At 47.4% G+C, this 25880-nt stretch carries 20 protein-coding genes; 12 read left to right on the top strand and 8 right to left on the bottom strand.

Annotated features, from left to right (window positions below; genetic code table 11):
• Window positions 1-197 precede the first annotated feature (197 nt).
• A complete protein-coding gene (locus WCN91_RS01160) occupies window positions 198-1382 on the top strand; it encodes a BaiN/RdsA family NAD(P)/FAD-dependent oxidoreductase (protein WP_342675598.1) in 1185 nt (394 codons plus the stop codon).
• A gap of 108 nt (window positions 1383-1490) precedes the next feature.
• Here WCN91_RS01160 and WCN91_RS01155 read toward each other — a convergent pair whose 3' ends face one another.
• The 5 genes from WCN91_RS01155 to WCN91_RS01135 form a co-directional block, all read right to left on the bottom strand.
• Window positions 1491-4517 carry a type I restriction endonuclease subunit R gene (locus tag WCN91_RS01155; protein WP_342675597.1) on the bottom strand — a complete coding sequence of 1009 codons (3027 nt, stop codon included), beginning with the start codon at window positions 4515-4517 and terminating at the stop codon, window positions 1491-1493.
• 12 nt (window positions 4518-4529) lie between these two features.
• Window positions 4530-5855 carry a restriction endonuclease subunit S gene (locus tag WCN91_RS01150; protein ID WP_342675596.1) on the bottom strand — a complete coding sequence of 442 codons (1326 nt, stop codon included), beginning with the start codon at window positions 5853-5855 and terminating at the stop codon, window positions 4530-4532.
• Between the two features lie 2 nt (window positions 5856-5857).
• On the bottom strand, window positions 5858-8299 hold the full coding sequence (locus tag WCN91_RS01145) for a type I restriction-modification system subunit M (protein ID WP_342675595.1): 2442 nt from the start codon (window positions 8297-8299) through the stop codon (window positions 5858-5860).
• A 71-nt stretch (window positions 8300-8370) separates the two neighbouring features.
• Complete coding sequence (locus WCN91_RS01140; protein WP_342675594.1) at window positions 8371-10164, bottom strand: N-6 DNA methylase; 1794 nt, start codon at window positions 10162-10164, stop codon at window positions 8371-8373.
• A 17-nt stretch (window positions 10165-10181) separates the two neighbouring features.
• A complete protein-coding gene (locus WCN91_RS01135; protein WP_342675593.1) occupies window positions 10182-10457 on the bottom strand; it encodes a hypothetical protein in 276 nt (91 codons plus the stop codon).
• A 385-nt stretch (window positions 10458-10842) separates the two neighbouring features.
• Here WCN91_RS01135 and murI point away from each other — a divergent pair, with 385 nt between their 5' ends.
• From murI to WCN91_RS01115, 4 genes are all read left to right on the top strand, one after another.
• Complete coding sequence (gene murI, locus WCN91_RS01130) at window positions 10843-11673, top strand: glutamate racemase (protein WP_342675592.1); 831 nt, start codon at window positions 10843-10845, stop codon at window positions 11671-11673.
• 745 nt (window positions 11674-12418) lie between these two features.
• Window positions 12419-13135: a sortase-associated OmpA-like protein PdsO gene (gene pdsO / locus WCN91_RS01125; protein WP_342675591.1), complete on the top strand. Its 717-nt coding sequence runs from the start codon at window positions 12419-12421 to the stop codon at window positions 13133-13135.
• 25 nt (window positions 13136-13160) lie between these two features.
• Window positions 13161-15197: a marine proteobacterial sortase target protein gene (locus WCN91_RS01120; protein ID WP_342675590.1), complete on the top strand. Its 2037-nt coding sequence runs from the start codon at window positions 13161-13163 to the stop codon at window positions 15195-15197.
• On the top strand, window positions 15190-15807 hold the full coding sequence (locus WCN91_RS01115) for a class GN sortase (protein WP_342675589.1): 618 nt from the start codon (window positions 15190-15192) through the stop codon (window positions 15805-15807). The genes WCN91_RS01120 and WCN91_RS01115 overlap by 8 nt, the downstream gene beginning before the upstream one ends.
• On the opposite strand, the gene WCN91_RS01110 is transcribed toward WCN91_RS01115, so the two are convergent.
• On the bottom strand, window positions 15711-16655 hold the full coding sequence (locus tag WCN91_RS01110; RefSeq protein WP_342675588.1) for a DMT family transporter: 945 nt from the start codon (window positions 16653-16655) through the stop codon (window positions 15711-15713). The two genes, WCN91_RS01115 and WCN91_RS01110, sit on opposite strands and share 97 nt — an antisense overlap.
• 137 nt (window positions 16656-16792) lie before the next feature.
• Here WCN91_RS01110 and proB point away from each other — a divergent pair, with 137 nt between their 5' ends.
• From proB to WCN91_RS01080, 6 genes are all read left to right on the top strand, one after another.
• The gene (proB, locus tag WCN91_RS01105; protein WP_342675587.1) at window positions 16793-17881 is read left to right on the top strand and encodes a glutamate 5-kinase; all 1089 of its coding nucleotides are present in this window, start codon (window positions 16793-16795) and stop codon (window positions 17879-17881) included.
• A gap of 84 nt (window positions 17882-17965) precedes the next feature.
• On the top strand, window positions 17966-18325 hold the full coding sequence (locus WCN91_RS01100) for a glutaredoxin family protein (protein WP_342675586.1): 360 nt from the start codon (window positions 17966-17968) through the stop codon (window positions 18323-18325).
• A 148-nt stretch (window positions 18326-18473) separates the two neighbouring features.
• Window positions 18474-19964 (top strand): glutamate--tRNA ligase, encoded by a 1491-nt coding sequence (gene gltX, locus WCN91_RS01095; RefSeq protein ID WP_342675585.1) that lies wholly within the window; start codon window positions 18474-18476, stop codon window positions 19962-19964.
• A 144-nt stretch (window positions 19965-20108) separates the two neighbouring features.
• Entirely contained in the window at window positions 20109-20810 is a 702-nt protein-coding gene (locus WCN91_RS01090) for a DUF3581 family protein (protein ID WP_342675584.1), read from the top strand.
• Window positions 20811-21713: 903 nt separating this feature from the next.
• Entirely contained in the window at window positions 21714-21962 is a 249-nt protein-coding gene (locus WCN91_RS01085; RefSeq protein WP_342675583.1) for a type II toxin-antitoxin system Phd/YefM family antitoxin, read from the top strand.
• Window positions 21952-22242, top strand: a complete 291-nt coding sequence (locus WCN91_RS01080) for a type II toxin-antitoxin system RelE family toxin (RefSeq protein ID WP_342675582.1) — start codon at window positions 21952-21954, stop codon at window positions 22240-22242. Before WCN91_RS01085 ends, WCN91_RS01080 begins: the two co-directional genes overlap by 11 nt.
• 249 nt (window positions 22243-22491) lie before the next feature.
• Here WCN91_RS01080 and WCN91_RS01075 read toward each other — a convergent pair whose 3' ends face one another.
• Together WCN91_RS01075 and waaA are read right to left on the bottom strand one after the other, a co-directional pair.
• Window positions 22492-23040: a DUF1415 domain-containing protein gene (locus tag WCN91_RS01075; protein ID WP_342675581.1), complete on the bottom strand. Its 549-nt coding sequence runs from the start codon at window positions 23038-23040 to the stop codon at window positions 22492-22494.
• Window positions 23033-24307 (bottom strand): lipid IV(A) 3-deoxy-D-manno-octulosonic acid transferase, encoded by a 1275-nt coding sequence (gene waaA, locus WCN91_RS01070; RefSeq protein ID WP_342675844.1) that lies wholly within the window; start codon window positions 24305-24307, stop codon window positions 23033-23035. Before waaA ends, WCN91_RS01075 begins: the two co-directional genes overlap by 8 nt.
• Before the next feature lie 134 nt (window positions 24308-24441).
• Here waaA and WCN91_RS01065 point away from each other — a divergent pair, with 134 nt between their 5' ends.
• Window positions 24442-25869, top strand: coding sequence for a capsule assembly Wzi family protein (locus WCN91_RS01065; protein ID WP_342675580.1), 1428 nt, complete (start codon window positions 24442-24444; stop codon window positions 25867-25869).
• The last annotated feature ends 11 nt before the right edge of the window (window positions 25870-25880 follow it).

The raw sequence follows: 25880 nt of genomic DNA, 5'->3' as shown, positions 1-25880 counted from the left end.
ATTTTCATTTTTAATTTTGCTAGTTCTTTTGTATTGGTTTTTGCTGGCCAATTCTTGTTCTATTGTTGCCTTGGTTGCAATTACTAATGGGGCATTTTGGCGCTTTTTATCGCGCGGCCAGGCTAGCCGTTAATTAGCAAATATCTTTGTCGGCCCTGGCTTGATAGAATGGCGGCGGTTTTTCTAGGGGTGATGCTGTGATAAAAAAAGATGTGGTGATTATTGGTGCCGGTGCTGCTGGTTTAATGTGTGCAGCGCAAGCGGGTTATCGTGGCCGCGATGTAGTGGTGGTCGATATGGGTAAAAAGCCCGGCCGTAAAATACTGATCAGCGGCGGTGGCCGTTGTAACTTCACCAATGAAAACGCCAGCCCCGAAAATTATCTCTGCGCTAATCCGCACTTCGTAAAATCATGCTTAAGCCGTTACACCCAACGTGATTTTATCGACCTGGTCGACCGCCACGGCTTGCAATACCACCACAAAACTCTTGGTCAATTATTCTGTGATAACAGTGCCCAAGACATAGTCGATATTCTGATGACCGAATGTGAATGGGCGGGCGTAAGCGTGCAATTGCGCAGCGAAGTCATCAGCGTGGAAAAAACCGAGCAAGGCTACATAGTCATAACCAGCACCCATACCTATGAATGTGAATCTCTGGTGGTGGCATCCGGTGGCCTCACCATGCCAAAACTCGGCGCCACGCCAATCGGTTATAAAATTGCCGAGCAGTTCGGCTTAAAGGTGTTGCCAACCATGGCCGCCTTAGTGCCCTTTACTTTGCACCAGCATGATAAAGACCGTTTTGATGGCCTCTCTGGCATCAGCGTCGATTGCCTGGTGACAAGCGAATGCGGCACCCAATTTCGTGAGAATATTCTCTTTACTCACCGCGGCTTATCGGGTCCGGCCATTTTGCAGATCAGTTCATTTTGGCGAGCAGGGCAGGCAGTAAGTATTAACTTACTCCCCACGCTAGATATCACCGAGTGGCTGGAGCAGCAACGTCAGCAAAGCGCACAGAAGTCATTAAAAAATGCCTTGGCTACTATTTTACCTAAACGCTTTGTGGAAATGCTGCACGACACCAAGGCCATTCCTGATGCCAATATCAATCAGCTCACACATGGCCAAATTGCCGCGTTGCATGACTATTTGCACAACTGGCAAATCAAACCCAATGGCACTGAGGGTTATCGCACCGCAGAGGTAACTCTGGGCGGCGTAGACACCGACGAGCTTAGCTCAAAAACCTTTGAAGCGAAAAAAGCCCCAGGCCTGTACTTCATCGGTGAAGTCACCGACGTCACCGGCTGGCTGGGCGGGTATAACTTCCAGTACGCATGGAGCTGCGGTTTTGCCTGTGGGCAGTATTGTTAATGATGATTTGAGGTAATTAAAACGAAGACAATCTCTTTTCGGCTATACAGCTAAGAAGGCTTAACTTATTGAAAGTTTAGCCTTAAATGTTGTCTTCGTTTTTAGCAATTATAATCCTATTGAATTTTGCAAGCTCTGAGTCCACGCCGCCTTAAACGCTGAGTCATTAGCGAACAGCTTGTAAAGCTCTAGCTCGTCTTTACGCCTTGTAAGCATGACTTCCTTAAGCATTTTCTCAAACGCTAATGTTCGATTATGTGGATCTGGGTTATCTCGATACTTAGCTTCAAAGTCTGGGTGCTTTTTGATGCCTTCGGCAATATTAATAAACTTCACTTTTTGTTCTTCTGCCGTAGCGCTCCAGCCCTGAAACCAACGTTCATTAAAGTTTTTGATAATGTCATCAAGCGGATCGGTTTCTTCTTCACCACCATGACCGCCACGAGGATTAGGGTTCTGCGGATCAAGCTCAGTTTCCGAATCATCTAAGTCAATGCCATGATTAAGCTTCACACGCTCTAAGCCATAAGTGCTTAAATCCACTGAATTTAAAAGTTCATCAAGCTCATCTGAGTTCGGGTCACGAACAACGAGTTTTGGTATTAAGAACTTCAAGAACCAGAACAGTTTTTCCCATGCGACAATCTCGAAAGGCATAATAGAAGCCATTTGGCCGTATATTTTCACAAACTGTTTGGCTTTTACTTTAAAGTCGATTTTATCGTTGTCATCAAGTTCTAACTCAACGTTAAAACGATTAGCGGCAACATCGATGATAGGGCTTAGTGCTTGCGCATCCTCATTGTTAAAATAGCGAGTGACAAACTCTTCTACTTCATGCCATTCATACACCGCCATATCATCCATTTCATCTTTGAGCTCATGTAGTACGTTAACATCGGTCGCTTCAGATAAAGTGGTTGAGGTGTAGAAGGGGTCAAATGAAGCCTTGATATCATCGACACTGTTAAAGAAATCAAGCACAAACAAGTCTTCGGTTTTCTTACCCAGTTTAGGTGCTGAGCGATTCAAGCGAGACAGAGTTTGCACACACAAAACGCTGGTCAACTTTTTATCAACATACATAGCACTGAGTTTGGGTTGATCAAAACCAGTTAGATACTTGTTTGCCACAATGAGTAAACGGTATTCGTCGGTATCAAACTTATCCTTGGTTTCAGTATCCGCAAAACCGTTCATCTGTGCTTCGGTATACTCGATGCCATCCACTTCTTTTGCGCCAGAGAAGGCAATAATCGCTTTAAATGGATTCCCTTGTTTTTCAAGCAAACGAGTGATGGCTTTGTAGTAACGAATAGCCGTTTCAATGTTTTGCGTTACCACCATACCTTTAGCTTTGCCTTTCAACTTTTTGGTATTCACCACATGCGGAATAAAATGCTCCAACATGATCTCGGCTTTGGTATCTATTGTTTGCTGACTCGTTTCTACATAGGCACGTAAGCGTTTTTGCGCCTTTTTGCTATCGAATTCAGGGTTTTCTTGGATCGATTTCTCAATCTCATAATAGCTTTTATAGGTTGTGTAGTTGGCAATAACATCAAGAATAAAGCCTTCTTCAATGGCTTGTTTCATTGAGTACAAGTGAAATGGCTTAAAAGAACCGTCCGCTTGTTGTTGGCCGAATTTCTCCAAGGTGGTGTTTTTTGGCGTTGCGGTAAAGGCTAAATAAGAGGCATTGCCACGCATTTTACGTGAGCGCATGGCCGCTAAGATCTTATCCTGTGCATCGTCGGCTTCCTCTACCTCAGATTTGCCCATAGCTCGGTTCATATTGTCGTGGGCAGAGCCCGATTGTGAACTGTGAGCTTCATCAATAATGACGGCAAAACGCTTATCACTTAAATCCGCTATGCCATCAATAATGTATGGGAATTTTTGGATAGTGGTAATAATGATCTTCTTACCATTCTCCAATGCTGATTTTAGCTCTGATGATTTAAATGCAGGCGCAATGATATTCTTAATTTCAGAAAACTCTTTAATGTTATCCCTAAGTTGTTTGTCTAATAGCTTTCTGTCAGTTACTACAATCACCGAATCAAACAGTGGTTGGTCGATTCCTTTGCTACCAGGGATATCAGCCGCTAACGGGTAAGTCTCTATTAGCTGATACGCAGCCCAAGTGATCGAGTTAGACTTACCAGAGCCTGCCGAATGTTGAATCAAATAAGTTTGGCCAACACCATGAGTCGCCACATGGTTAACCAGTTTGCGAACTACATCCATTTGATGATAACGAGGGAAAAACAGTGTTCGTTTTTTCAAATCGTCTTTGCTAGAGCCATCTAAGCGAACAAAGTGCTGAATGATATTGGCCAGACTTTCCTTAGTGAATACTTCTTCCCAAAGATAACTGGTTTTATGGCCAAACATATTTGGCGGATTACCTTGGCCATGGTTATTACCTTTGTTGAACGGTAAAAAGAAGGTGCTTTTGCCAGCAAGCTTAGTGGTCATATACACTTCGTCGGTATCGACGGCCATATGAACTAAACAACGGCCAAACTGCAATAACGGTTGGCTAGTATCTCTGTCGTTACGATACTGTTTTTGGCCGTGATAACGGGCGGTTTGCCCCGTCCAATGGTTTTTAAGCTCTAAAGTGATTAATGGGATGCCATTAATAAACAGCACCATATCAATCTCTTGTAGCGGATTGGCTTTGGAGTAACGTAGCTGGCGAGTCACGCTAAAAATGTTAGCAGCAAAGTTTTCCTTCACTTTCTCGCTACTACTAGCTAGAGGTGCTGGGTACATCAGATTGAAAAAGGCATCATCGACATTTAAGCCTTTTTTCAATAAATGCAATACACCGTGTTTTTTGATCAGCCTATCAAAACGTTCAAGCACCTTACGCTGCCAGTCATGAGGGCTGGTTCGCTTAAGCTTTTCCAACTCTTGTTCTTGTGTAGTTTCTAAAAATTGCCAGAACAACTTGGTATCGAGTGCATAGTGCATATCAAAATCAGACGGTTGACCGATTTTGTAGAACTTATTGCCAAAGTCTGGTTTTACTTCGCCCACACCGGCTTTTAACTCTTCTAAACAGGTTCCTGTAAGCGCTTTTTCAATTGCCGCTTCTAATGCTTGTTCATTTGTTTTGCTGACCATAAATCCTCCCTGTTAAGCCACTTCTGGTACTTTGATTTTGCCGGTAACGGCACTGTTAATCAGTGTGGTTTTGTATTCTTTGAGTTTTTCGATTTGTTCTATAAGATGTTTTATCGAGTCTTTAATTAACTGACTTTTATTTTCTATATGATCAATGAGAGCCTTACTTTCAGCGTACGGCATGATTGGAACTTCAATGTTTAGTAAATCACCTTTACTAATGTTTTTCATACTCGGGCTGGAACCTGTTGCAATGGATTCTATTACCCCTCTAAATCCTTTCGTCACCATTATGTAACTAACTAAAAGTGCATAGTTTTTATATTTTAAATTGAAAATGGCTTGCCAAAGTCTGTCAGGAAGATAAAGGTTGTTGTAGTTTTTTTTCACAAACCCTGAAGCCCCTACTAGTTCTGGAGCATTCATCCTGCTAATGATTATTGAGCCAGCTTTTACTGGACACGATACTCGTTTAATCTCATCCTCAAATACTTTTTTGTTTTCGTCAGGATCGAATTCATATCTATAAACAGCACTAGTTTTGAGTACACCTACTTCCATTTCGTTAGCTGCTTCTGCTTCAGATGCATTAACGCTAACTCCGGACTCTAAGGTATCAATTAAAAACTTTAGCTTTTTGACTTCCCAATGCTCTGGAATTTCGCCAATCCAATCAACACCAGAATCTTTCATCGGCACATTGAGGTTTAAGCCACGGGTGACGGCTTGCTGGATGATGATTTGCTTGCGCTCTTTAAGTAGCTCAATTTGCTTTTCTTTGATTGCAATAGCTTCATCAATTTGTGCCGTTTTCTTATCAAGGAAATTGGCGATTGCGGTTTGCTCAGCCAGTGGTGGTTCAATTAATAAGCTGTTGGCAATATGATTAAAGTTAATTGTTTGCCTAACACCTGAACCAAGCAGTTTCATGTATGCTACATCATAACGGTGTAACAAGTACTTGAAGTATTCTTTGCAAATATTCAATCTATTTTTAAGTACGATGTAACCGGCACTAACTACTACGTTAATATCTGATAATCCTATGCGTAAACTAATTAAGTCGTAGTTTAAATTAAGTGGGTTAATCAAAAATTCGCCAGCTAATACTTCTTGATATGAAGCTTTTGTTAACAAAGGGATTTTGTCGTCGTCTTTCGTTACAACTTTACCAAAGCTTATTGAACCGCAACTTAGTTCCATATTTCTGGTATGTTTCTTTTCAACAAAAAGATGCTTTAACTTTCTAACTTCCCAATGTTCTGGAATATCTGAAATCCAATCCTCGCCAGAATACTTGTAAGCTTCGTATTTTTCCATTGGGGTTAATCCAGCCATAGTTATTCTCCTTGCACTTCAGCTAAATCAACACCTAAGATATCCGCTATCAAGCCTTCTGCCTTTTGTTCTAGGGCGATAATATCAGCTGCTACCTCATCCATTGAACGCAAGGCTTTGTGTTGATAGAAATACTTGTTAAAGCTGATCTCGTAACCAATTTTGGTGCTGTCGAGATTTATCCATGCCTCATCGACATGTGGTTTCACTTCATCGAGAAAATACTGGTGAATTTCACTGTTGTCGGTGTCTTTATCTTGGTTGTAAGTTAGAGATACGGATTCGGCATCACGCAAATCTGAGTTTGATTCATAGGTGATAAATTCAAGCTTTTTACCCTCAACAGCATAATAGCCAAAATCCGCTAATTCTGATTCGTCACACCCTAAGTGGTGAAGTAATTCATCTAGCTTTTCTTGCTTGAACTTAACAACCTTTTTAATGACTTTTTCAGCGTTTTCATCGTACCAGCTTACGGCATTTACGATGGTGGTGAAGAAACCTTTACGTTTACCTTGTGGGATGGCTTCTAACACTAGAGGAGCCAACTTTTTGAATTCGATTTCGACATCGACTTTAAATTGATTAAAATCGTTATATTCGTCGGTAAAGACTTCTGCTAACTGTTTGGCCAGTTCAACTAAGAGGCGACCATTTTCCCAAGTATCTTGTGCAAACAATTTGCTTTTAGCTTTTGCGTTTAAGCTAATGTCGTTATCTTCACACCAACTTAGAATGGCTTTTTCATTGGCCTTTAAATAGCCTTTTTCATATACCGAGTCGCCATGCACATCGTATATATGCTCCATCACTTCACGAAGTGATTTTTCATAACGCATTGGCTCAATAAGCTCTCGCTTAAATTGTGCCGAGCGTCTGTCTGGGCGTTCTATGTTAACTTTGTAATAACCAAAGTCAGCGTTATCAAACACCTTAGCGGCAATACCCGTTGGGTCGTTGTTATCATTAAGCTGGCGCTCAACATTGGCGGCATCTAAATAAGTTTGGGTTATTTCTTCGATGTGCTCTGGTGCAAATTCACAGTTTTTATTGCCCAAGTTTTTACGCAGTTTCCTGTAAAGCAAGCTGGCATCAATCAGTTGTACTTTGCCTTGGCGTTCAGCTGGTTTGTTGTTGCTTAATAACCAGATATAAGTGGTGATACCGGTATTGTAGAACAGGTTATTTGGTAACTGCACGATGGCATCGAGCATGTCGTTTTCAATGATGTAGCGGCGAATATTACTTTCGCCAGAGCCAGCATCCCCTGTAAACAAACTCGAACCATTGTGAACAGACGCAATGCGAGAGCCTAACGGACTATCGGTAGTCGATTTCATTTTGCTGATCATTTCCATCAAGAACAACAACTGACCATCGCTTGAGCGTGGCGTAGCATCTACAGATGAGCTTGTGCCCCAGTAATCTTTTAACTCAACGATAAAACGAGTATCGATAACATCTGAGCCATCTTTAATGTACTTTTGGTCAGTAGACCAACTCTTACCGTATGGTGGGTTAGATAAACAAAAATCAAAACGTTTATCGGCAAATTCATCGATTTCTAATGTTGAACCAACTTTGATGTTTTCAGGGTTTTTACCTTTGATCATCATGTCTGATTTACAGATGGCATAAGTCTCGTCGTTAACTTCTTTACCGAATAGGTAAATATCTCGGTTTACGCCTTCAGTTGGGTATTTTTCTAAGATGAAATTTTCTGCCTCAGTTAACATGCCACCACTACCACACGCAGGGTCGTAGCAGGTTATGGTAAGCGGTAAATCTGATTGAATTGGGTCGAACACTAAATGAGTCATTAGCTCAATTACTTCACGAGGAGTAAAGTGCTCACCAGCTTCTTCGTTATTTTCTTCGTTGAACTTTCGGATCAGCTCTTCAAACACGTAGCCCATGCCTAAGTTAGATAAACCTGGCATTTTGTTACCATCTGGATCTTCTTTGTCGTCAGGCGTTAGGTTGATGTATGGCGATACCAATTTTTCTAACACATCAAGCAACACGTCTTTGTTGGCCATGTGCTGAATTTTGTTTTTAAGCTCAAAGCGCTCGATAATTTCTTTTACATTTGCGCTAAAGCCGTTTAGGTAATCTTCAAAGTTTGCTAATAGGATTTGACGATTGTTAGTAGCGGTTTCTTTTAGGCTAGTAAGGGTCCATTTAGAGACATTATAAAATGGATAGCCGGTTTCTTGAATGATTGGCTCATCGTCAAGTTCAGTTGATTTCATTTCGACTTGTTGGAACTTCACTTCTGCCAGCACTGCTTCTTTCGTCGGCTCTAAAAGAGTATCTAAGCGACGAAGTACCACCATAGGTAAAATAACGTCACGGTATTTACCACGAACATAAACGTCACGAAGGCAGTCGTCTGCAATAGACCAGATAAATGAAACTTTTTTGTTGTGTACGCTGTGATCCATAAAGGATGCTCCTTGTTCTTTTTTATAGGTGAGTTCCCTTTTACGAACTCACTTTATCAATTCGTTTTAAATTAGTTAACCCAGTTTTTATGGTTTAACTGTTTGATTTCTTGTTCTATTTCAAACAACTGGTTATGAAGCTGTTTGACTTTATTTCTACGTTGGCGTGCTTCCTCGGTTTGCTGTTGAGAAAACACTGGAATACGCATGTTTTTTAAGTCTTTAGTGCCAATCATGGTTACAGTAACGCCTGTTGCCATAGATTCGAGCTGCAATTGTCCCATCGGTGAAAGTAGGTATTGGAACAATGCAACGGGTTCAATATCGGATAATCGTCTGTTAACCCTGACGATGGTAAAGGCTTGACTCGGCATGGCATTCTCTGCTGGCACTTGCTCGACAAAGGCAACTTTGCCTACAGAGCCTTTATTAACAATTAATATGTCGTTCTCTTGCAATATTTGATTTTCAGCACGACTGATTTGGCTGTTAGTGGTAACTGTTTTACCTTCACCAACAAATTCACCAATATCGTTAAGGTTACTTAGGCCGTACTCATAAAATATTGCTTCACCATCCATTTCATCTTTAATGGCTTGTGGCCCAATTAACTCTGCAATATCGGCAAGCGCTATCGTCTCATTATTCGCTAAAAAGCGGTTTAACTCTTTTTGCTCATGAGAAAGCACATAGCGAGATGGCAATAGGTTGAAGTCATTTTTAATGATCTCTTCTGGACTAGCATGTACTGCCAAATCAAGTAGGCCACAAGGGTTGTTATATTCTATGAAGGCATCTTCATCACCATGGTAAAGGCTAATGATCTCCGAAATGTTGTTAAGCACATTTCGTTTACCTTCTTTCTTAATAAAGTGCTCACCTGATGCATCAATAAACAGCACGCTCTCTGCCTTTTTACGTTTATCAAAAATCAAAGCATTGACTGGTATAGCCGTGTTATTAAATAGCTTTTCAGGTAATGCGATAACAGCATGAAGCAACCCTTGTTTTATCATGTCTTGCTTAAACTGTTTCTCACCTGCGGCCGTTCTAGATAAGAAGCCACTTGCTACGAAAGTTACTATTTGTTCACTAGTCTGCGCCAGCATATGACGTAGCTGAAGAACTTCTCCCATTAAAGACTTTTCTGGGAAACGACCAAACATATCTGATGTTGCAACATCTTTTGGATATTTCACACCGAATGGAGGTAACGCTATGGTGTGACTAAATTGCCTTAAGCCACTGTTATCAATTAATACCGGACTAGTTACTGGATCGGAAGCTAATAGCTCTCGGTAGTGCTTTAAGTCTTTTAGTTCGTAACTGATTTTAATCCAAGCATGATCAAATACGTTGTTAACTTCTAAGTAACACTCTTTTCCTTCAAGGCCTAAAGCCTCTGCGAAACGATATGAGGCAGAAAAAGGACAATATACATCCCTTACTTCTCCATCAATCAAGCCGCAACCCAGTTCAACCAATTCGTTAGGAGCATTGATCTCAAAGCGGCCTTCATTTAATGACATTTGAAAAGCAATTTCGACGACTTCAAAGTAGGTTATTAAGCCTTTATCCAATGCGCCTTTTATTTTTTCAACCAGGGCATTTAGTGATTCATCATCCAGTTTTAATGGTCGTCTCGTTGCGTATTTGTATCCGTCATAAAAAATATGAATGAACTTTTCAAAATGCTCGGAAATGTTTTCTGAACCTTGAAAGGACTCATCTTCGTCCAATTGCTCTTCGTCAGTTAACTTCAGCCAAAGAAATAGGGCTTGAGATATGAACAGTGTATCTCTTATATCGAGTCCTGAGCTTTTTCTGAAAAAGTCTACTACAGAGTAAAAAATTTGCTGTTTCACGATAATACCTTCGTTAATTAGTGAGTACGGGCTTTCGAGCGGTTATAGCTATTAAGGGGATAGGTGGTAATTTCATGCCCGTCTTCCTCAACCAGAACAAGACCACCTCTGTTTTCCATTTTTTGCATCAGCTTCTCGATTTTCTTGCATTCAGCAATCGCCACTCGAAGTGCCTTTTGATTGAGAATGGTTTTGTCACCACTATCAATGCCAAACTGCTTCACGAGGTCCAACATTGCCTGCTGAATACCTCGCTGGTTCATTCGATGATGTATATGTCTTGTTTTAGCCATAGTCGTATCTCCATACCGTCGATGAAGATAATACTAGCGTTGTGGGTTGTTTATTTCAAGGGTAATTTAAATAATTTTTGACTGATTATTTAAATTACCCTTGATGGATTTTATTTATTTCTAAAGCTTGCTCACTTTTTGGGCTTGGTTTATTGCTTGCTCTATAATTTGAGCAAGGTCTACAGCGGTATTCGGTGCTTTGTATTTCAGGGGAAGATCAGAGTGCCACCCTTTTTATTTCAACCCGACTTACGCCGACTGGGTGATCCTGGTGTTTTGGCACAGCGGATGTTGGCGCACATAGTTGAGGGCTTGGCTTTGACCGCTAAAGGCCCTAAAATTTGCCACCCAAATGTTTACCCTGCAGATAATGCGTAACTCGGCCATGAATAAGCAAGCGATAGGTATTTTTGACTCAGGCGTCGGCGGCCTTGCCGTGGCCCAGGCGGTGCATCAATTGCTGCCGAGCGAAGACCTGCTTTATATCGCCGACTCCGGCTTTATGCCTTATGGCAGTAAAACGCAGGATGAGATACGCGGGCGCTGCCATGCCATAGTCGATTATATGGCGGCCCAGGGCGCCAAGGCGGTGGTGGTGGCTTGTAATACCGCCACCATGGCGGCGATTGGCTCACTGCGGGCGCAGTATTCCTTACCTATTATCGGCGTCGAGCCTGGCGTGAAACCCGCATTGCAGCAAAGCAAAAGTGGCATTATTGGCGTGCTGGCCACCCCCAGCACCATAGCGTCGCAGAGCTTTCAGCGCCTGTGCCGGCAACAGGCCGAAGACCTGGGGCGCATTGTTTTTCAACCTTGCCCCGAATTGGCGGCGACCATAGAAGCCCTGCATCTCGACGGTGAACACACTGAGGCGTTATTGCGCCGTTATTGTGAGCCTCTACTAAGCCAGGGTGTGGATGTGCTGGTCTTGGGCTGCACTCATTACGCCTTTATTGCCCCCTTGCTAAGACGCATTCTGCCCCAGGGCGTTAGCCTTATCACCACGGAACAGGCGGTGGCCTTGCAATTGCAGCGCCGTTTAGCGCCAAGCTGTCCGACAGGAAAAGAGCAAGGCCGGGTACGTTTGCTCACCAGCGGCGACAGTCAGCGCTTTAGCGCCCAGTTGCAGGTGCTATGGCCGAGTGTCAGCACCTTGTCGCTTAGTGCTGTGGGCGAGGCTTTAGCCTTGCAAACGGACCGATTGCCAGCCTGCTAGGTAGCTGCTCCCGCATTGTTCGGTTGTCAGACTGCTAGGGTCTGTTTATCTTTGCGGTTTACTTTATGTTCAATCTAAACGCATTCTGATGAATATAATCACTGATTTATGTGGTCAAATTCATCCATGAAGCTTGGTTACATCGCGCATCCATGCGCTCACCTCGCTAAGCTGCGAAGCATTGCTTCGGTCTTGCTCGCCTATGTTCATAGCGAGCAACACAGAGCAGGATGCGTTTAGATGAACCCGTAGGGCAGCGCTTGTAGCGCATTTCTACTGTGTTGTTACATGTTTATGTAGAATAACTACACTACACATGTGCCGCCTTGTATAAATTCACTACAAACTGCTGCAGAAACAAACAACAAAGGTCAACAGACCCTAGGTAACTGCTCCTGCGTTACCCTAGTACCGCCATCCATGGCGGCAAAGTCTGACCTACAGGTAAACTTAACAAGGCTGAATTGGGCCAAAATCAACATCAGGCTAGCTCGGATCTCAAAACATCTGTAGGCGAGGCTTTAGCCTTGCAAACGGGCCTTGCATCCATGCTTTAACTCCTTGTTTTAAAGCCTGTTAAGTTGGCGCTCAGGCTTGCCACTTTGTTGCCATAATTGCCCTTTGTTTTTCCATTTTTGCGCCCCTTTGTTGCCACTGTGCCTTGTTTTAATAACTACCAAGCAAGGCGAGGAAGCAACCACTTCTGTTCTTGCCCCAACCTATTAAGAATTGAAGGATGACGACGATGAAAAAACACATTTTAGTAACTGCATTAGTATCCACTTTGGTAGCGGCGCCAGCGATGGCTAAAGAGCAAAAAGAGCTGGCCACGGAAACCGCCTGGGGTCTGGGCGCTGGTGCTACGGTAGGGGCCATTGTTGGCGGCCCAATCGGCGCCTTTGCCGGAGCCTTTATCGGCGGCATTATCGGCGAAAAGGAAGCGGCGCACAGCACCATCAAGTCACAGCAAGTGCAGCTAAGCCAATACCAGGGCACGGAGCAACAGCTGCACAGCACCCTGGAGCAAAACCGCGCGCTGACGGCGCAAATCAATGCCCTGGAAGACGAGCAAAATCGTTTAGAGCAAGCCCGTATTGATAACCTTCTGGCCATGACGGTGCAGTTTCGTTCCGGCTCGGCGCACATCGAACCCCATTTTGCCGAGCAGCTGGATCATCTGGCTCAGATCCTTAAGCGCAAGCCTGACTTAAACCTTAACCTCAATGGCTATGCCGATGTGCAAGGTGATGAGCAAGCGAATCTAGACCTGTCTCAGCGTCGTGCCGATGCGGTGCAGCAGTACTTGGTAAAGCAAGGCGTGGCCGCCACCCAGCTGTTCGCCGAAGGGCGAGGTGAGCAGAAAATTGTCGCCAATGGTAACGAATATGAAACGAACTTCTTTGATCGTCGCGTAACCTTGACGGCCCGCGGTACGCAGCAAAACCGCATGGCGAAAAACTAAGCCACCGCAATCCGAGGACCAAATTATGTTGAGTTGTCCTAACAAAGTGCTCACAGCCTTCGCTGTGAGCCTTTTATCCCTAATTTTCTTTACCCCCGCCAATGCCAGTGTCTTCTCCGACGGCCAGGCCCAATTGCAATTTAGCGATGCCCGGGGTGTGGATGTGGCGCCCGGCGTGCTTTTGAGTACAAAAGCGTCCATGCAGATCACCGGGCTGATCAACCAGGTGCAGGTGACCCAGGTTTTTGTGAACCGCCACCCCTTTGCGGTCAACGCCCAGTATCTGTTCCCACTGCCAAGCGAAAGCGCGGTGCATGCCATGACCATGAAGGTCGGCGAGCGCACCATAGTGGGTAAAATTGCCGAAAAGCAGCAGGCCGAGCGTCAGTATCGCGCCGCCCAGCGTGCCGGTAAGCGGGCGGCTTTGGTAAAGCAACAGCGTGCCAATATGTTTTCCTCGCGGGTTGCCAATCTTGGCCCGGGCGAGCGGGTGGAAATCACCCTGAGTTATCAGGAAATGATCCGTTTTCGCGATGCCGAGCTTAGCGTGCGCCTGCCGATGACCTTTACACCGCGCTATCATCCTCGTAGTTATGCTTTGGAAGAGTTAGGAGCCACTGAAAACGCCACCAATAATGGCGCACAGGGCTGGCTGGCGCCTAAATTTGTTGAGCAATTGGCACAGCAGCAAGACCTTATCGACAGCTCGCGTGAGCCTTTGTTACAGCTGGATATAGAGATAGATTTTGGTTTGCAGCTGGAGCAGATCCGCACACCTCATTACCAGGCTCAGGTAAGTAATCCGGACTTTGGCCGTTACCGGGTGCAATTACGTGACGATGCCATGAATCGCGATTTTGTGCTGCGTGCCAAGGTGTCGCCGAGTCAGCAGGCGCAGGCGGCCTTCTTTCGACAAACGGCGCAAAGCGGCGACTATGGGCTGCTGATGCTGTTGCCGCCGAGCGACCAGTTTAGCGCCCAACAGCGCCTGGCCCGTGAGCTTATCTTTGTGATCGACAGCTCCGGCTCCATGCACGGCAGCTCCATGGATGCGGCCAAGCAGGCGCTTTTCTATGCCCTTGATAACCTGGATGAAAACGACAGCTTTAACATTATCGACTTCGACAGCAGTGCGTGCTTATTCCGCCCTCAGGCGGTGGCGGCTAATGCCTTTAACCGCGCCGATGCCGAGCGTTTTGTCTATCAATTACAAGCAGATGGCGGCACGGAAATGGCCCAGGCGCTGGAGATGGCCCTCGATGGCAAAACCCATCCCAATTATGTGCGTCAGGTGGTGTTTTTAACCGACGGCAGCGTCGGCAACGAGCAAGCTCTGTTTGATTTGGTGCAGGGGAGGCTGGGTGATAATCGCCTGTTTACCGTGGGCATAGGCAGTGCTCCCAATGGTTATTTTATGCGTCGTGCTGCCCATGTTGGTCGCGGCAGCTATACCTTTATCAGTGATGGCAGCGAGGTAAAAACCCAGATGCAGAGCCTGTTTGAACGCTTGCAAAACCCGGCACTGCGCGATGTACGCCTAAGTGCGGCGCGCGCCAAGGAATTGTCCTATTGGCCGCAGCCCTTGCCGGATCTCTACTTTGGTGAGCCGCTGATGGTGGCGATAAAACTGGCGCCGCAGCAACAGGATATTTATATCGACGCCAACACCCAGCACGGGCCGCTACGCTTAACCATGCCTATGCATGAGGCCAGTCAAACTTATCCGCACAGCGAAGCCATTGCCAGGCTTTGGGCGCGTCAGCAAATTGCCTCGCTCTTGTTGTATAACGAGGAGCAAGCAGTGCGCCCACAGGTGTTGGATTTAGCCCTGCAACACCAGTTGCTCAGCCCCTTTACCGCCTTTATTGCCGTTGAAGAGGTGGCGACATCGACCGTGGCACAACATAAGGAGCAGGTAGCCAATAACGTCGCCAGCGGCCAGCGGGTGCAACGTTTTGCGCAAACCGATGGGCAATCCCTGTGGCACTTATTATTGGGCGTATTCTTGATGTTCAGCACGGCTATGTGGCTGAGACTCCAGCGGAGACAAGCTCATGGCTAAGGGAAAGCGAGTAGCGGCCCGGGCAAGTTATTGGCGCTACGGCGCCATTGCCCTGTTCGCTTTAGGGGCGAGCTTTTTTGCTCAGGGCGCCTATATGCAGAGCAAGGCCTGGTTGGCGCAATGGTTGATTGAACGGGCCTGGCAGCAAAGTCTGGCTGCGCCCGGAGCCAATATTCCGCCCTGGTATTATGCCGACACCCATGTGGTAGCCAAGTTGAGCGCGCCTCATTTGGCGCTTGAGCGTTTTGTGCTGGCTGGCAGCAGTGGTCGTAATCTGGCCTTTGCGCCAACCCATGACGAGGCATTTGGGCCGTTGGGCGGTGAAGGCGCCAGTGTAATTGCCGCCCATAACGACACCCACTTCGCGTTTTTACGCCATGTGCAGGTGGGGGATGAGTTAAGCTTGACGCTGCGCGATGGTCGTACCCTGAGTTATCGCATTGACAGCAAGCAGGTGGTGCATCAAAGCGATACTCAGGCCGCCGCTGCCAGCGGCTTGCATCTGGTGACCTGTTATCCCTTTAACTCCCCTGTGGCCGGCACCGAGCTGCGCTTGCTGGTGTCGGCCTCGCTGATATCCTCTTCGTCGAGCTCGACCACCAATGCCTGATGGCGCTGGCTTATCATCACCCCGACAAAAACCACGGCTATGCTAAGCCATTGCCACAAGGTCAATATCTCGCTCAGCACTATGGCCGACAGCAGCAGGGTGAAGATGGGGATAAGGTTGGAATAGGCCGCCGCGGTTAGCACGGATACCTTGCTGATGGCATAGTTATACATGCCGTAGCCGCCCAGGGTAACAAAGGTGCCCAGATAAAGAATATGGGCTAAGGCCACCGGGTCGTGCTGCTGCGGCATTTCCACAAAGAATAAAAAGGGCGCAAAGAAAAGCGAGCCAGACAAGCCTTGCAAGGCAATAAGGGTAAGCGGCGCATAACGACTGCACAAGCGTTTTACGCTCACTGTGTAAAAGGCGGCGCAGACCATGGCTAGAAATTCCAAGGTGTTGCCCAATAAGGGGTTAGGCGCCTGCTCCGAGCTTGGCGAGACCATAGTCAGCAGCACACTGCCGCCAATGCACAGGGTAAAGCCGACAATAATGGCGCGGCTAATGTGCTCTTTGAGCATAAAAAAGGCCAAAAATGCGACGATCAGCGGTAAACAGGAGACTATCACCCCAGCCTGAGACGCCGAGGTGTATTCCATGGCGTGGCCTTCGAATAAGAAGTATAAACAGGGCTCGGCCAGGCTCATGCCCAGCAGGTATTTCCAGTCGCCACTTTGGTATTCAAAGCGTTTTACAAAACGCCATAAACACAGACACACCGCCAGGGTGGTGAGCATGCGCAAAAAAATCACCACAGTAGGGTCATAGACTCCCACCGCATACTTTAAAGAGATAAAAGAGCTTCCCCATAAAAAGGTGGCAATGATCAGGCAAAGGCTCGCTGGCATAAGTCTTAATTAGAGTGGTGAAAATGTGCGGCGATGCTAGCACAGTTGAATTAATTTAACTTGTTTAATCGCCCAAGCTTGGGGTAAAAATGAACCTCTTTTAATTATCAGCAGGGCCAAGCGCGGTGCAAACAATAGTGATCAAATTAGGCACCAGTGTGCTTACCAATAACGGCCAGGGGCTGGACAGGGCACACATGGTGGAATTGGTGCGCCAATGCGTGCAGCTGCAAAAAGCCGGCAACCGTATCGTGCTGGTATCCAGCGGCGCCGTGGCCGCCGGGCGTGAATTACTGGGACGCAGCGCCGGCAATGAAACCCTGGCACAAAAACAGATGCTGGCGGCCATAGGCCAAAGCCAGTTGGTACACACCTGGCAAACCCTGTTTGCACTTTATAATGTGCCTGTGGGGCAGTTGCTGTTAACCCGCGCCGACCTTGATGACAGAGAACGCTATCTCAATGCCCGCGATACCTTGATGGCACTGCTTAAAGAAGGGGCGGTGCCGATTATCAATGAAAACGATGCGGTGGCGACGGCGCAGATTAAGGTGGGCGATAACGATAACTTATCGGCCCGCGTGGCGGTGCTGGCGGATGCGGATAAACTCTTGCTGCTTACCGATCAGCCCGGGCTTTTTAGCGCCGATCCGCGCACCAACCCAGATGCTGAGCTGATCCCGGAAATTCGTCATATCGATGACTCCATTAAGGCCTTGGCCGGTGGCAGCGGCACGGCGGTGGGCACCGGCGGCATGGCTACAAAAATAGAGGCGGCGAGCATTGCTCGCCATGCCGGGGTCGATGTGATCATCAGTGCCGGTCATGGCGAGGATGTGATCAGCAACTGTTTAACTCAGCAGCTGGGCACCCGTTTTGTCAGCCTGACGGCACCTAAAGACACTCGCAAGCGCTGGTTGTTGGCCGGCCCTATCAGCAAGGCAGCTATTTATGTAGACGATGGCGCGGCAAAAGCGCTCAGGCAGCAAGGCGCCAGCTTGTTGATTGTTGGTATTGCTCGTTTTGCCGGGGAGTTTAGCCGCGGCGATCTGGTGCAGGTATTCGACAGTCAGGGCTGCAGTGTGGGTAAGGGCGTGGCCCGTTATCACAGCGAGGAGCTGCAGCAGCTGCTGGTGAACCCTGAGCTGTCCAAGGCACAGGTGCTGGGCTATGACAATGGCGCCATGCTGATCCACCGTGATGACTTTGTCAGCTTTCGGGATTAGCTTCCAGGGGAGCGCGCTTCCCTTGGCGCAATTTTAACCGCGTGATACACTCGCGCCTTTGATTTTGTCGTGATGAGAGTTGGTATGAAAGTCATTCGCTGGTTGTTAGGCCGCATTATTTTATTCTTTAATTTTGTCTTTACCCCGCGCAGCAAAAAGCGCGACCCGCAAGCGCAGCAACAGCTGGATGCGCAGACCGCAAATATGGCTCTGTATCAATTCCATGCTTGTCCGTTTTGCGTAAAGGTGCGCCGCTCTATTAAGCGTAACGGTCTGAACATTGAAACCCGCGATGCCAAAGGCGACAACGCCTACCGTCAGGAGCTTGCGGAGCAGGGCGGCAAGGTGAAAGTGCCTTGTTTGCGCATTGAAGAAAACGGTAAGGTGCAGTGGATGTACGAATCTTCGGATATCGTCGCCTATCTGGATAAGATCGCCGCTTAACCTTAAGATTCCAATATTTATCTCTTCCCTGGGTGCTGAAATTTATCGCACTCAGGTACCCTTTGGGGCGTTTTCCTCTACGAAATTACCCTCCATTGTGCTAGCATTTGCAGCAAATTTTTAGTTGCTAATTGAAAGAGACGCTAGCATGACCCAGAGCACACCTGTTCGTACCCGTGTTGCCCCGTCACCGACCGGTGATCCGCACCTAGGCACTGCCTATATCGCCCTATTTAACTATTGTTTTGCTAAGCAGCAAGGCGGTGAGTTTGTTTTACGTATCGAAGATACGGATCAGGTGCGCAGTACGCCAGAGTCGGAACAAGCCATTATGGACAGCCTGCAGTGGTTAGGTCTGCAGTGGGATCATGGTCCGGATGTAGGTGGCGAGTTCGGTCCTTATCGTCAGTCTGAGCGCTCTGATCTATATAAAAAATACGCGCACCAGCTGGTTGAAGACGGCAAGGCATTTTACTGTTTCGCCACCGCCGAAGAGCTGGACGAAATGCGTGAGCAGCAAATGGCCGAGGGCCTGCGTCCTAAATACGATGGCCGTGGCTTGTTGCTAAGCGACGACGAAGTGAAGGCAAACCTGGAAGCGGGCAAACCATACGTGATACGTATGAAGATCCCTGCCGAAGGCACTTTTAAATTCAACGACTATCTGCGCGGTGAGATTGAGATCCCGTGGGAAAACGTTGATATGCAGGTGTTGTTAAAGCAAGACGGCTTCCCTACTTACTTCCTGGCCAACGTGGTGGACGACCATCATATGCAGATCAGCCATATCTTCCGTGGTGAAGAGTGGATTAACTCGGCACCTAAACTGCTTAAGCTATACGAAGACTTCGGCTGGCAAGCACCGGTACTGGGTCACCTGCCGCTGCTGCGTAACCCGGATAAGTCTAAGCTGTCTAAGCGTAAGAACCCGACCTCTATCAACTACTACAAAGAAATGGGCTTCTTGCCGGAAGCTGTGCTGAACTACCTAGGTCGTATGGGCTGGTCGATGCCGGACGAGCGTGAAAAGTTCACCCTGGCTGAGATGATCGAGCACTTCGATATGAAACGCGTTTCTTTGGGCGGCCCGGTATTCGATATCGAGAAGCTGAAATGGCTGAACGGCACCTGGTTACGTGAAGACTTCAGCGATGAGCAATTAATTCAGCGCTTCGTTGACTGGAAATACAATGGCGATATGCTGCGCCGCATTTTGCCGGAAGCGAAAACCCGTATCGATACGCTTTCTGATCTGGTTGACCTGGCCGGACACTTTGTTGGCGGTATGCCGCACTATGATCCGGCGCTGCTAACCGACGGTAAGGTAGAGGAAGGTGTGGTGCGTCAGGCATTGCAATTCTTCATCTGGGAGCTGGAAACGCTGCGCCACTGGGAAAAACCAGAAATCTTCGCTATCGCTAAAAAGGTTGCTACCTTCCATGAGCTGAAGATTAAAGACTTCCTAGAGCCTATTTTCGTGGCAATTACCGGCAAGAAGTCGTCAACTTCCGTGCTAGATGCCATGGAGATCTTGGGTTCGGATATGTCTCGCGCTCGCCTTCGTCTGGCTTTAGAGCACCTTGGTGTGTCGAAAAAGCAGGCGAAAGCGTTGGAAAAAGCCTACCGCGACTTTAACTAGGCCGCACTCTAAGAAAAAGGCTGCTTTGCTCCGCAAAGCGGCCTTTTTTGTGCCTTTTTACAGGGAAAAGCAACAGATACGACCTCTCAGTGCGTAAATTTTGTTACACTGCCGCAGTTTTTTTTGTACTCAAGTAGAGCAGCTATGTTAGAGCAGTATTATCAAGATTTTGGCACCCACGTGTGTATTACCCGTGAACAGGGCAGTCGTTTTGCCAAAGCCGTGGCCGATGATTTCAATCCACTTCACGATGTTGAAGCGAAAAAATTCTGTGTGCCAGGAGATTTACTGTTTTCAGTGGTGCTTGATAAGTACGGTATTAATGAGCAGATGCGCTTCACCTTCGCCAACATGGTGGACGAAGGCGTTAAACTGGGTATGCCACAGGGCAGCGCTCAGTTCGATATTAAAGACGGCGACAAATGCTATCTGAGCGTGGCTCGTGAAGGCGCTAACAGCGTCTGTAAGACCCTGACCAACGCGCTTATCAAGAACTATGTGGAATTCTCAGGCAAGGCCTTCCCACATGTGGTGATCCCGCTGATGGGTAAGCAAGATGTGATGATTAACCCTGCGCGCCCAATGATCATCTATGAGTCCATGAGCATTCATATGGACACCCTTGATGCCCACGCACCCGAGCTGCGCGAAGGAGAGCACGAATTCAGCTACGAAGGCAAGCGCGGCAAGATAATCCTGCGTTTTGACCTGATTGAAAATGGCGCAGTAATAGGCCACGGTGAGAAACACATGCTGGTCTCGGGTATTCGCCAATACTGCCAGGATACCGTGGATGAGTTGATCCGTGGCTATAACGAGAAGAAGGCAGCGCTAAAACCAGAGTAATTCGGGTCGGGGCGCCGACTGAGGCGCTTTTGGTTCGTCGATACGCCGACTAATGCGTTTTTAAAGGGCTGGTGTTTATACATCGGCCTTTTTTGTTTGTTGGCTTTCGTTATAGGTCGGTCTTTGCCGCCATGGATGGCGGTAGTAGAGCAATGCAGGAGCATATTGCCGAAAGGCCGACAATTTGCAATGCAGGAGCACATTGCCGAAAGGCCGACAAAGGGTAACAATGCTGCTTCAGGGATGAATTTCTGACACTATGTAAGTTCTTGTCGGGCCGCCGACTGCGGCGGTAATTGATATATTTTGTCGCGTTGGGTGAGCGCGTTAAGAAAATAGTCCGGTGGACTATTTTTAGCAAGCGAACGCCTTGAGCCAGCGAGAGGCCGGAGATGGCAACCAAAGAGGGAGTGATTCGACTCCCTCTTTGGAAACTCCCCGAACCCGTGATTCGCTAATGCTTACGAACTCAGCGTTTTGTTAAACGCTCCGTTTAGTCATTGAGGCGATTTAACAGCACATCCCTGTACTGGTAAATCTAGCTCGGCGTCCTGCCTCGCTCTCAATGACACACTCCACAACAAAATCTGATTTCTCCAGCGCGAATCTAAACGGGGGGATCGATACCTGTAGGTCAGGTGGCAACCTGATAGCTTTTGTCGATCTTTCGTTGTAGGTCGGTCTTTTAGGCCGACAATTTGCAATGCAGGAGCATATTGCTGAAAGGCCGACAGATAGTCCGCTAAGTGCTAATAGCGACCTTAGCCGACGCATAATACTTAAACACATAAACCGACACATAGTAAAAATGCCACGCGTTGCGAATCACTCTTAAGCAACTTGTTATACTGCTTGGTTGAGGATAAAATGACCAATATAAAGACCGTTTAAAAGGCCTGTTATATGACCTCTAGAATTTTAGCCGATGTTGCTGCAAGCATTACTGAGTTGAAAGCTAACCCTATGAAAGTTGCAACTAGTGCTTACGGTGAACCTGTTGCTGTACTAAACCGAAATGAACCAGCATTTTATTGCGTACCTGCCGAAGCGTACGAAATGATGATGGACAGACTCGAAGATCTTGAGCTACTAGCTATCGCTAAAGAGCGCGAATCAGAGGAGAGCATTTCGGTAAATATTGATGACCTATAAACTCGACTTTAAAAAGAGTGCACTCAAAGAGTGGAAAAAGCTTGGCTCTACTTTGCAACAACAATTTAAGAAAAAGCTAATTAAACGCTTAGATAACCCACACGTTCCGGCTTCAAAACTTTCTGGAGCTGACAACATGTATAAAATTAAGCTGCGTCAATCGGGCTACCGCCTCGTCTACAAAGTTGAAGACGATGTCATTATTGTAACCGTCTTAGCCGTCGGAAAACGCGAACGTAGCGATGTTTACCGTAAAGCTATAAAAAGATTAGATATTTGATTGCGGTATACAATTTAATATCGAGCGATTGAAAGAGTAAATGGGGTCAGGCCTTGCATTGCGCATAGGGCTTTTCATCCCTGTTGCTAAACAAGCATCTTTCAAATTTTTGTAGGTCGGCCTTCTAGGCCGACCTTGTATCTCTCAGTATTAGATGATTAGCTATCACCTAATACATCGGAAGTGAGTGAGTTTGTGGCCGACCTTAGCAATAACAATGCTGCGATGTAGATTAGACCCTACAAAATCTTAACGCACAGATTTATGCCCACACTTCTCTAACAGGGCTTGCCAAAAGTCCGCGCCTTTGCGGCGGGCCAAACGCATATTGTGCTCGGGGATGCTTTGGGGGTCGTCATAATTGGCCAGGGCCTGTTCCATACTTTCTTCGCGGATAATATGCAAACAGGGACAGGGGGCGCGGTTGGTGTAATTGGCGGCGTCGTCTTCATCTGCATCAGCGAACACATACTCGGGGTGAAAGTGAGCGAGCTGATAGGTGCCTTCGAAGCCCTGGGCGACTAACAGCGCATTGGCTAAATCGATCAGACTTAAGAACTGGTCGAAATCGCTAAAACCTTCTGTAAAGCATACCAAGGTGGTTTCAATTTCCGGGTGATTGTCCAGCTCTCGGCATTGTTCCAGGGTGTCGAGCACCGCCTCTTCTAGCTCGGTGGCTTCGCTGAGATAATAGCGAATGGCGTTGTTTTCCACTTCCTGGCGGGCAAAGGGACAAAAGTTGTATTTGACTATGACCGAGCTCACCCATTGGCGCATGGCCGCTTCACATTTATGCATTAAATTGCTCCTCGATTAGCGCCAGGGTTTTATTAATAGCGCCCTGATTTTGCTGAACCACCTTAAGGCCACTGGCGCCCATCTCGGCGCACTTTTGCGGCTCGCTAAACAGGTTGTTTAGGGTCTCGATCAGGTTGTGCTCATTAACCCAGAGGGCGCCGCCTTGGTCTATCAAGGCCGGATACACATGGTCAAAGTTAAAGGTATGTTGGCCGCTTAGCACAGGTATGCCGTGGGCACAGGCCTCCAGCGGATTATGGCCACCGCGCTCAATCAGGCTGCCGCCAATAAAGGCGACATCGGCGGCGCCGTAGAGCATGCCGAGCTCACCTAGGGTGTCGGCCAGCAGTACGGCCTCACCTTGATGTTCGCCCTGACTGCGACGGGAAAAGTTTATGCCTTGAGCTGTGAGTTGCTCGGCGACCTTGTCGAATTGTTCCGGATGCCGTGGGGCGATAATCAGTAAGGCATCGGGGTAACTTTTTCTCACTTGCTCATGGGCGGCAAGTAACAGCTCCGGCTCGCCCGGGTGCGTAGAGCCCGCTATCCAGATTGGCGCTTGTCCCAGGCTGGCCTTAAGTTGCTTGGCCTGCTCAGCTTGTTGCTCGCTGACGCTGATATCGAACTTGATTGAACCGGTAGTCTCCAGCTTGTTTTTATCCAAACCCAGGTTTATAAAGCGCTCGCCATCGGCCTGATGGTGGCAGGCAAGCCTGTCTATATCGCTTAAAATGCTGCGTGTGAGCGGGGCAACCCGGGCATAACCCTTGGCCGATTTGGCCGAGAGTCGGGCGTTGATAATCAAGGTGTTGAGTCCGGCTTGTTTTGCCTGATGCAACATATTTGGCCACAGCTCGGTTTCAATCACCGCCAGAAGCCTTGCCCCAGTGCGGCGAATAAAGCGGCGCTGAGACAGGGGTAAATCAAAGGGCAGGTAACAGACTTGCACTCGGGTGGCGGCAATGTCCTTGGCCAGCAATTGCTTAATTTGCTCACGTCCCGTGGGGGTGTTAGTAGTCAGCACCAAGCGGTATTGATTTTTGTCGGCAAGCAACGCCTTGATTAGTGGCAATGTTGCCAGCACCTCGCCGACGGAGGCGCAGTGCAAAATGATGTCGCCGCTGGCGTCGGTAAAGCCAAAGCGTTCGCTAAAGTCTTGTCTGTAGCCCGGGTTTTTGCGCCCACGTAAGACATATAGATAAAAGCAGGCCAAGGGCATAAGAATTAGCAGAATAAGGGAATATAAAAAGCGCGCAAACAAAAGAATAACAGGCCTGAAATTGCAAAACCTTAGTGTAACCCGAGTTCTCCCCAGTGCCAAAATTTTACAATTTAACAGCTGAGTAATGGCCATGAATTTGATAGTATTTTCGCCATTATTCTAAGGCGCTAGGAAATCGCATGAAAGGACATAAGTTTGCCACCTCTGTGGCTGGTGCAGCTCTGCTATTGGCATTCAGTGGTGCGGCCGCAGCCAAACCTACGGCATACTTGCCAATTGGCTACGACGTAAATTTAGAGCAGCAATTGGATCGCATGTTTGTGCAAACCACAGGCACGCCCATGAGTAAGCCGTATCGCTTTAGCGATATAGATAAGGCTTTAGCCCAGCTGAAAGAGCAAAACCCGGCGCTGTTTCGCTCCATTAATGGCAAACTTACGCGTTATCGCGGTGATGATAACATCACCCGTGCCGGTGTGACCTTGCGTTACGAGCACGACCAAGCCACGCCTTTGGCCAATCAAAGAGGCTTAACCACGGATGAGTGGGGCCAGGTGATGTTCGAGGGTATTTGGCGCCCGAACGATATGATGTTAATGCAGGTAGGGCTGGAATACCGCGCCGAAGCGGGCGACCTGGTTCCTTATAACACCTTTGTGGCCATTGCCGGTGAAGATCTGCAGCTTAATATTGGTTATAAGGAGCATTGGTTCTCTCCGTTTAAAACCAGTGCCCAGATGATTTCGACCAATGCTAAAACCTCGCCTTCTATTTCCTTGGGTATGGTGGCGCCAGCGCATAACTGGTGGAATTTTGATTTTGAGCTTTTTTATACCGAGCTGGAAGAGGTCAAAGAAGGGATTCAATATCAGGGGCAGTGGCACGATGGTAAGCCGCGCGTTGCCGGTACTCATATCAGTCTTGAGCCGCTAAGTGGTTGGAAGCTGGGCTTTAACCGTATAATGCAATTTGGCGGCGGTCCTCGCGATGTGGACTTTGGTGATGTGCTTGATGCCTTCTTCGACCCTGCAGGCAGCGATAACAGCTACAGCGAAGAAGAAAAAGATACCGAGCTGGGCGACCAATTGGCCTCGGTAACCTCGACCTTCTATTTTGATTGGGGCATGCCCGCGGAGATCTACTTTGAGTACGGCGGTGAAGATACGCAAGGCGGCAGCAACTTTAGCCTAGGTAATCAGGTTACCTCCTTTGGTGCCTATCTGCCTCAGCTAACCTCGGATGTAGCCCTGCGTTACGAATACAACAAGTGGAAAACATCTTGGTATACCAATGGCTTGTATAAGTTTGGTAACACCAATGATGGCTTTGTGTTCGGTCATTATGCCGGCGACCGACGTATCTTTGGTGATGGTGTACCCGCCGAAGTGCATGCCCTAGTGCTGGACTATCAGCAGGATATGGACTCCTTATGGCAACTTAAGCTGACCCTGCAGGATAATGATTCAGCTCAGTACAAGGGTGCTCAGGAACTGCAGCTACTTAATAGCAGCATGATTGATGGGTATCGAGTGGAAACTCAGGTGACCTATGGCAACGACGTGTTTGACGAGAGTTACGGTCATGCCTCTGTCTCCTTGTACTGGTAAAAACAGTACTG

Origin of the sequence: Pseudoalteromonas qingdaonensis (assembly GCF_038739665.1) — a bacterium.
Taxonomy (GTDB): domain Bacteria; phylum Pseudomonadota; class Gammaproteobacteria; order Enterobacterales; family Alteromonadaceae; genus Pseudoalteromonas; species Pseudoalteromonas qingdaonensis.
This window is presented reverse-complemented; position numbering and strand designations above follow the sequence as displayed.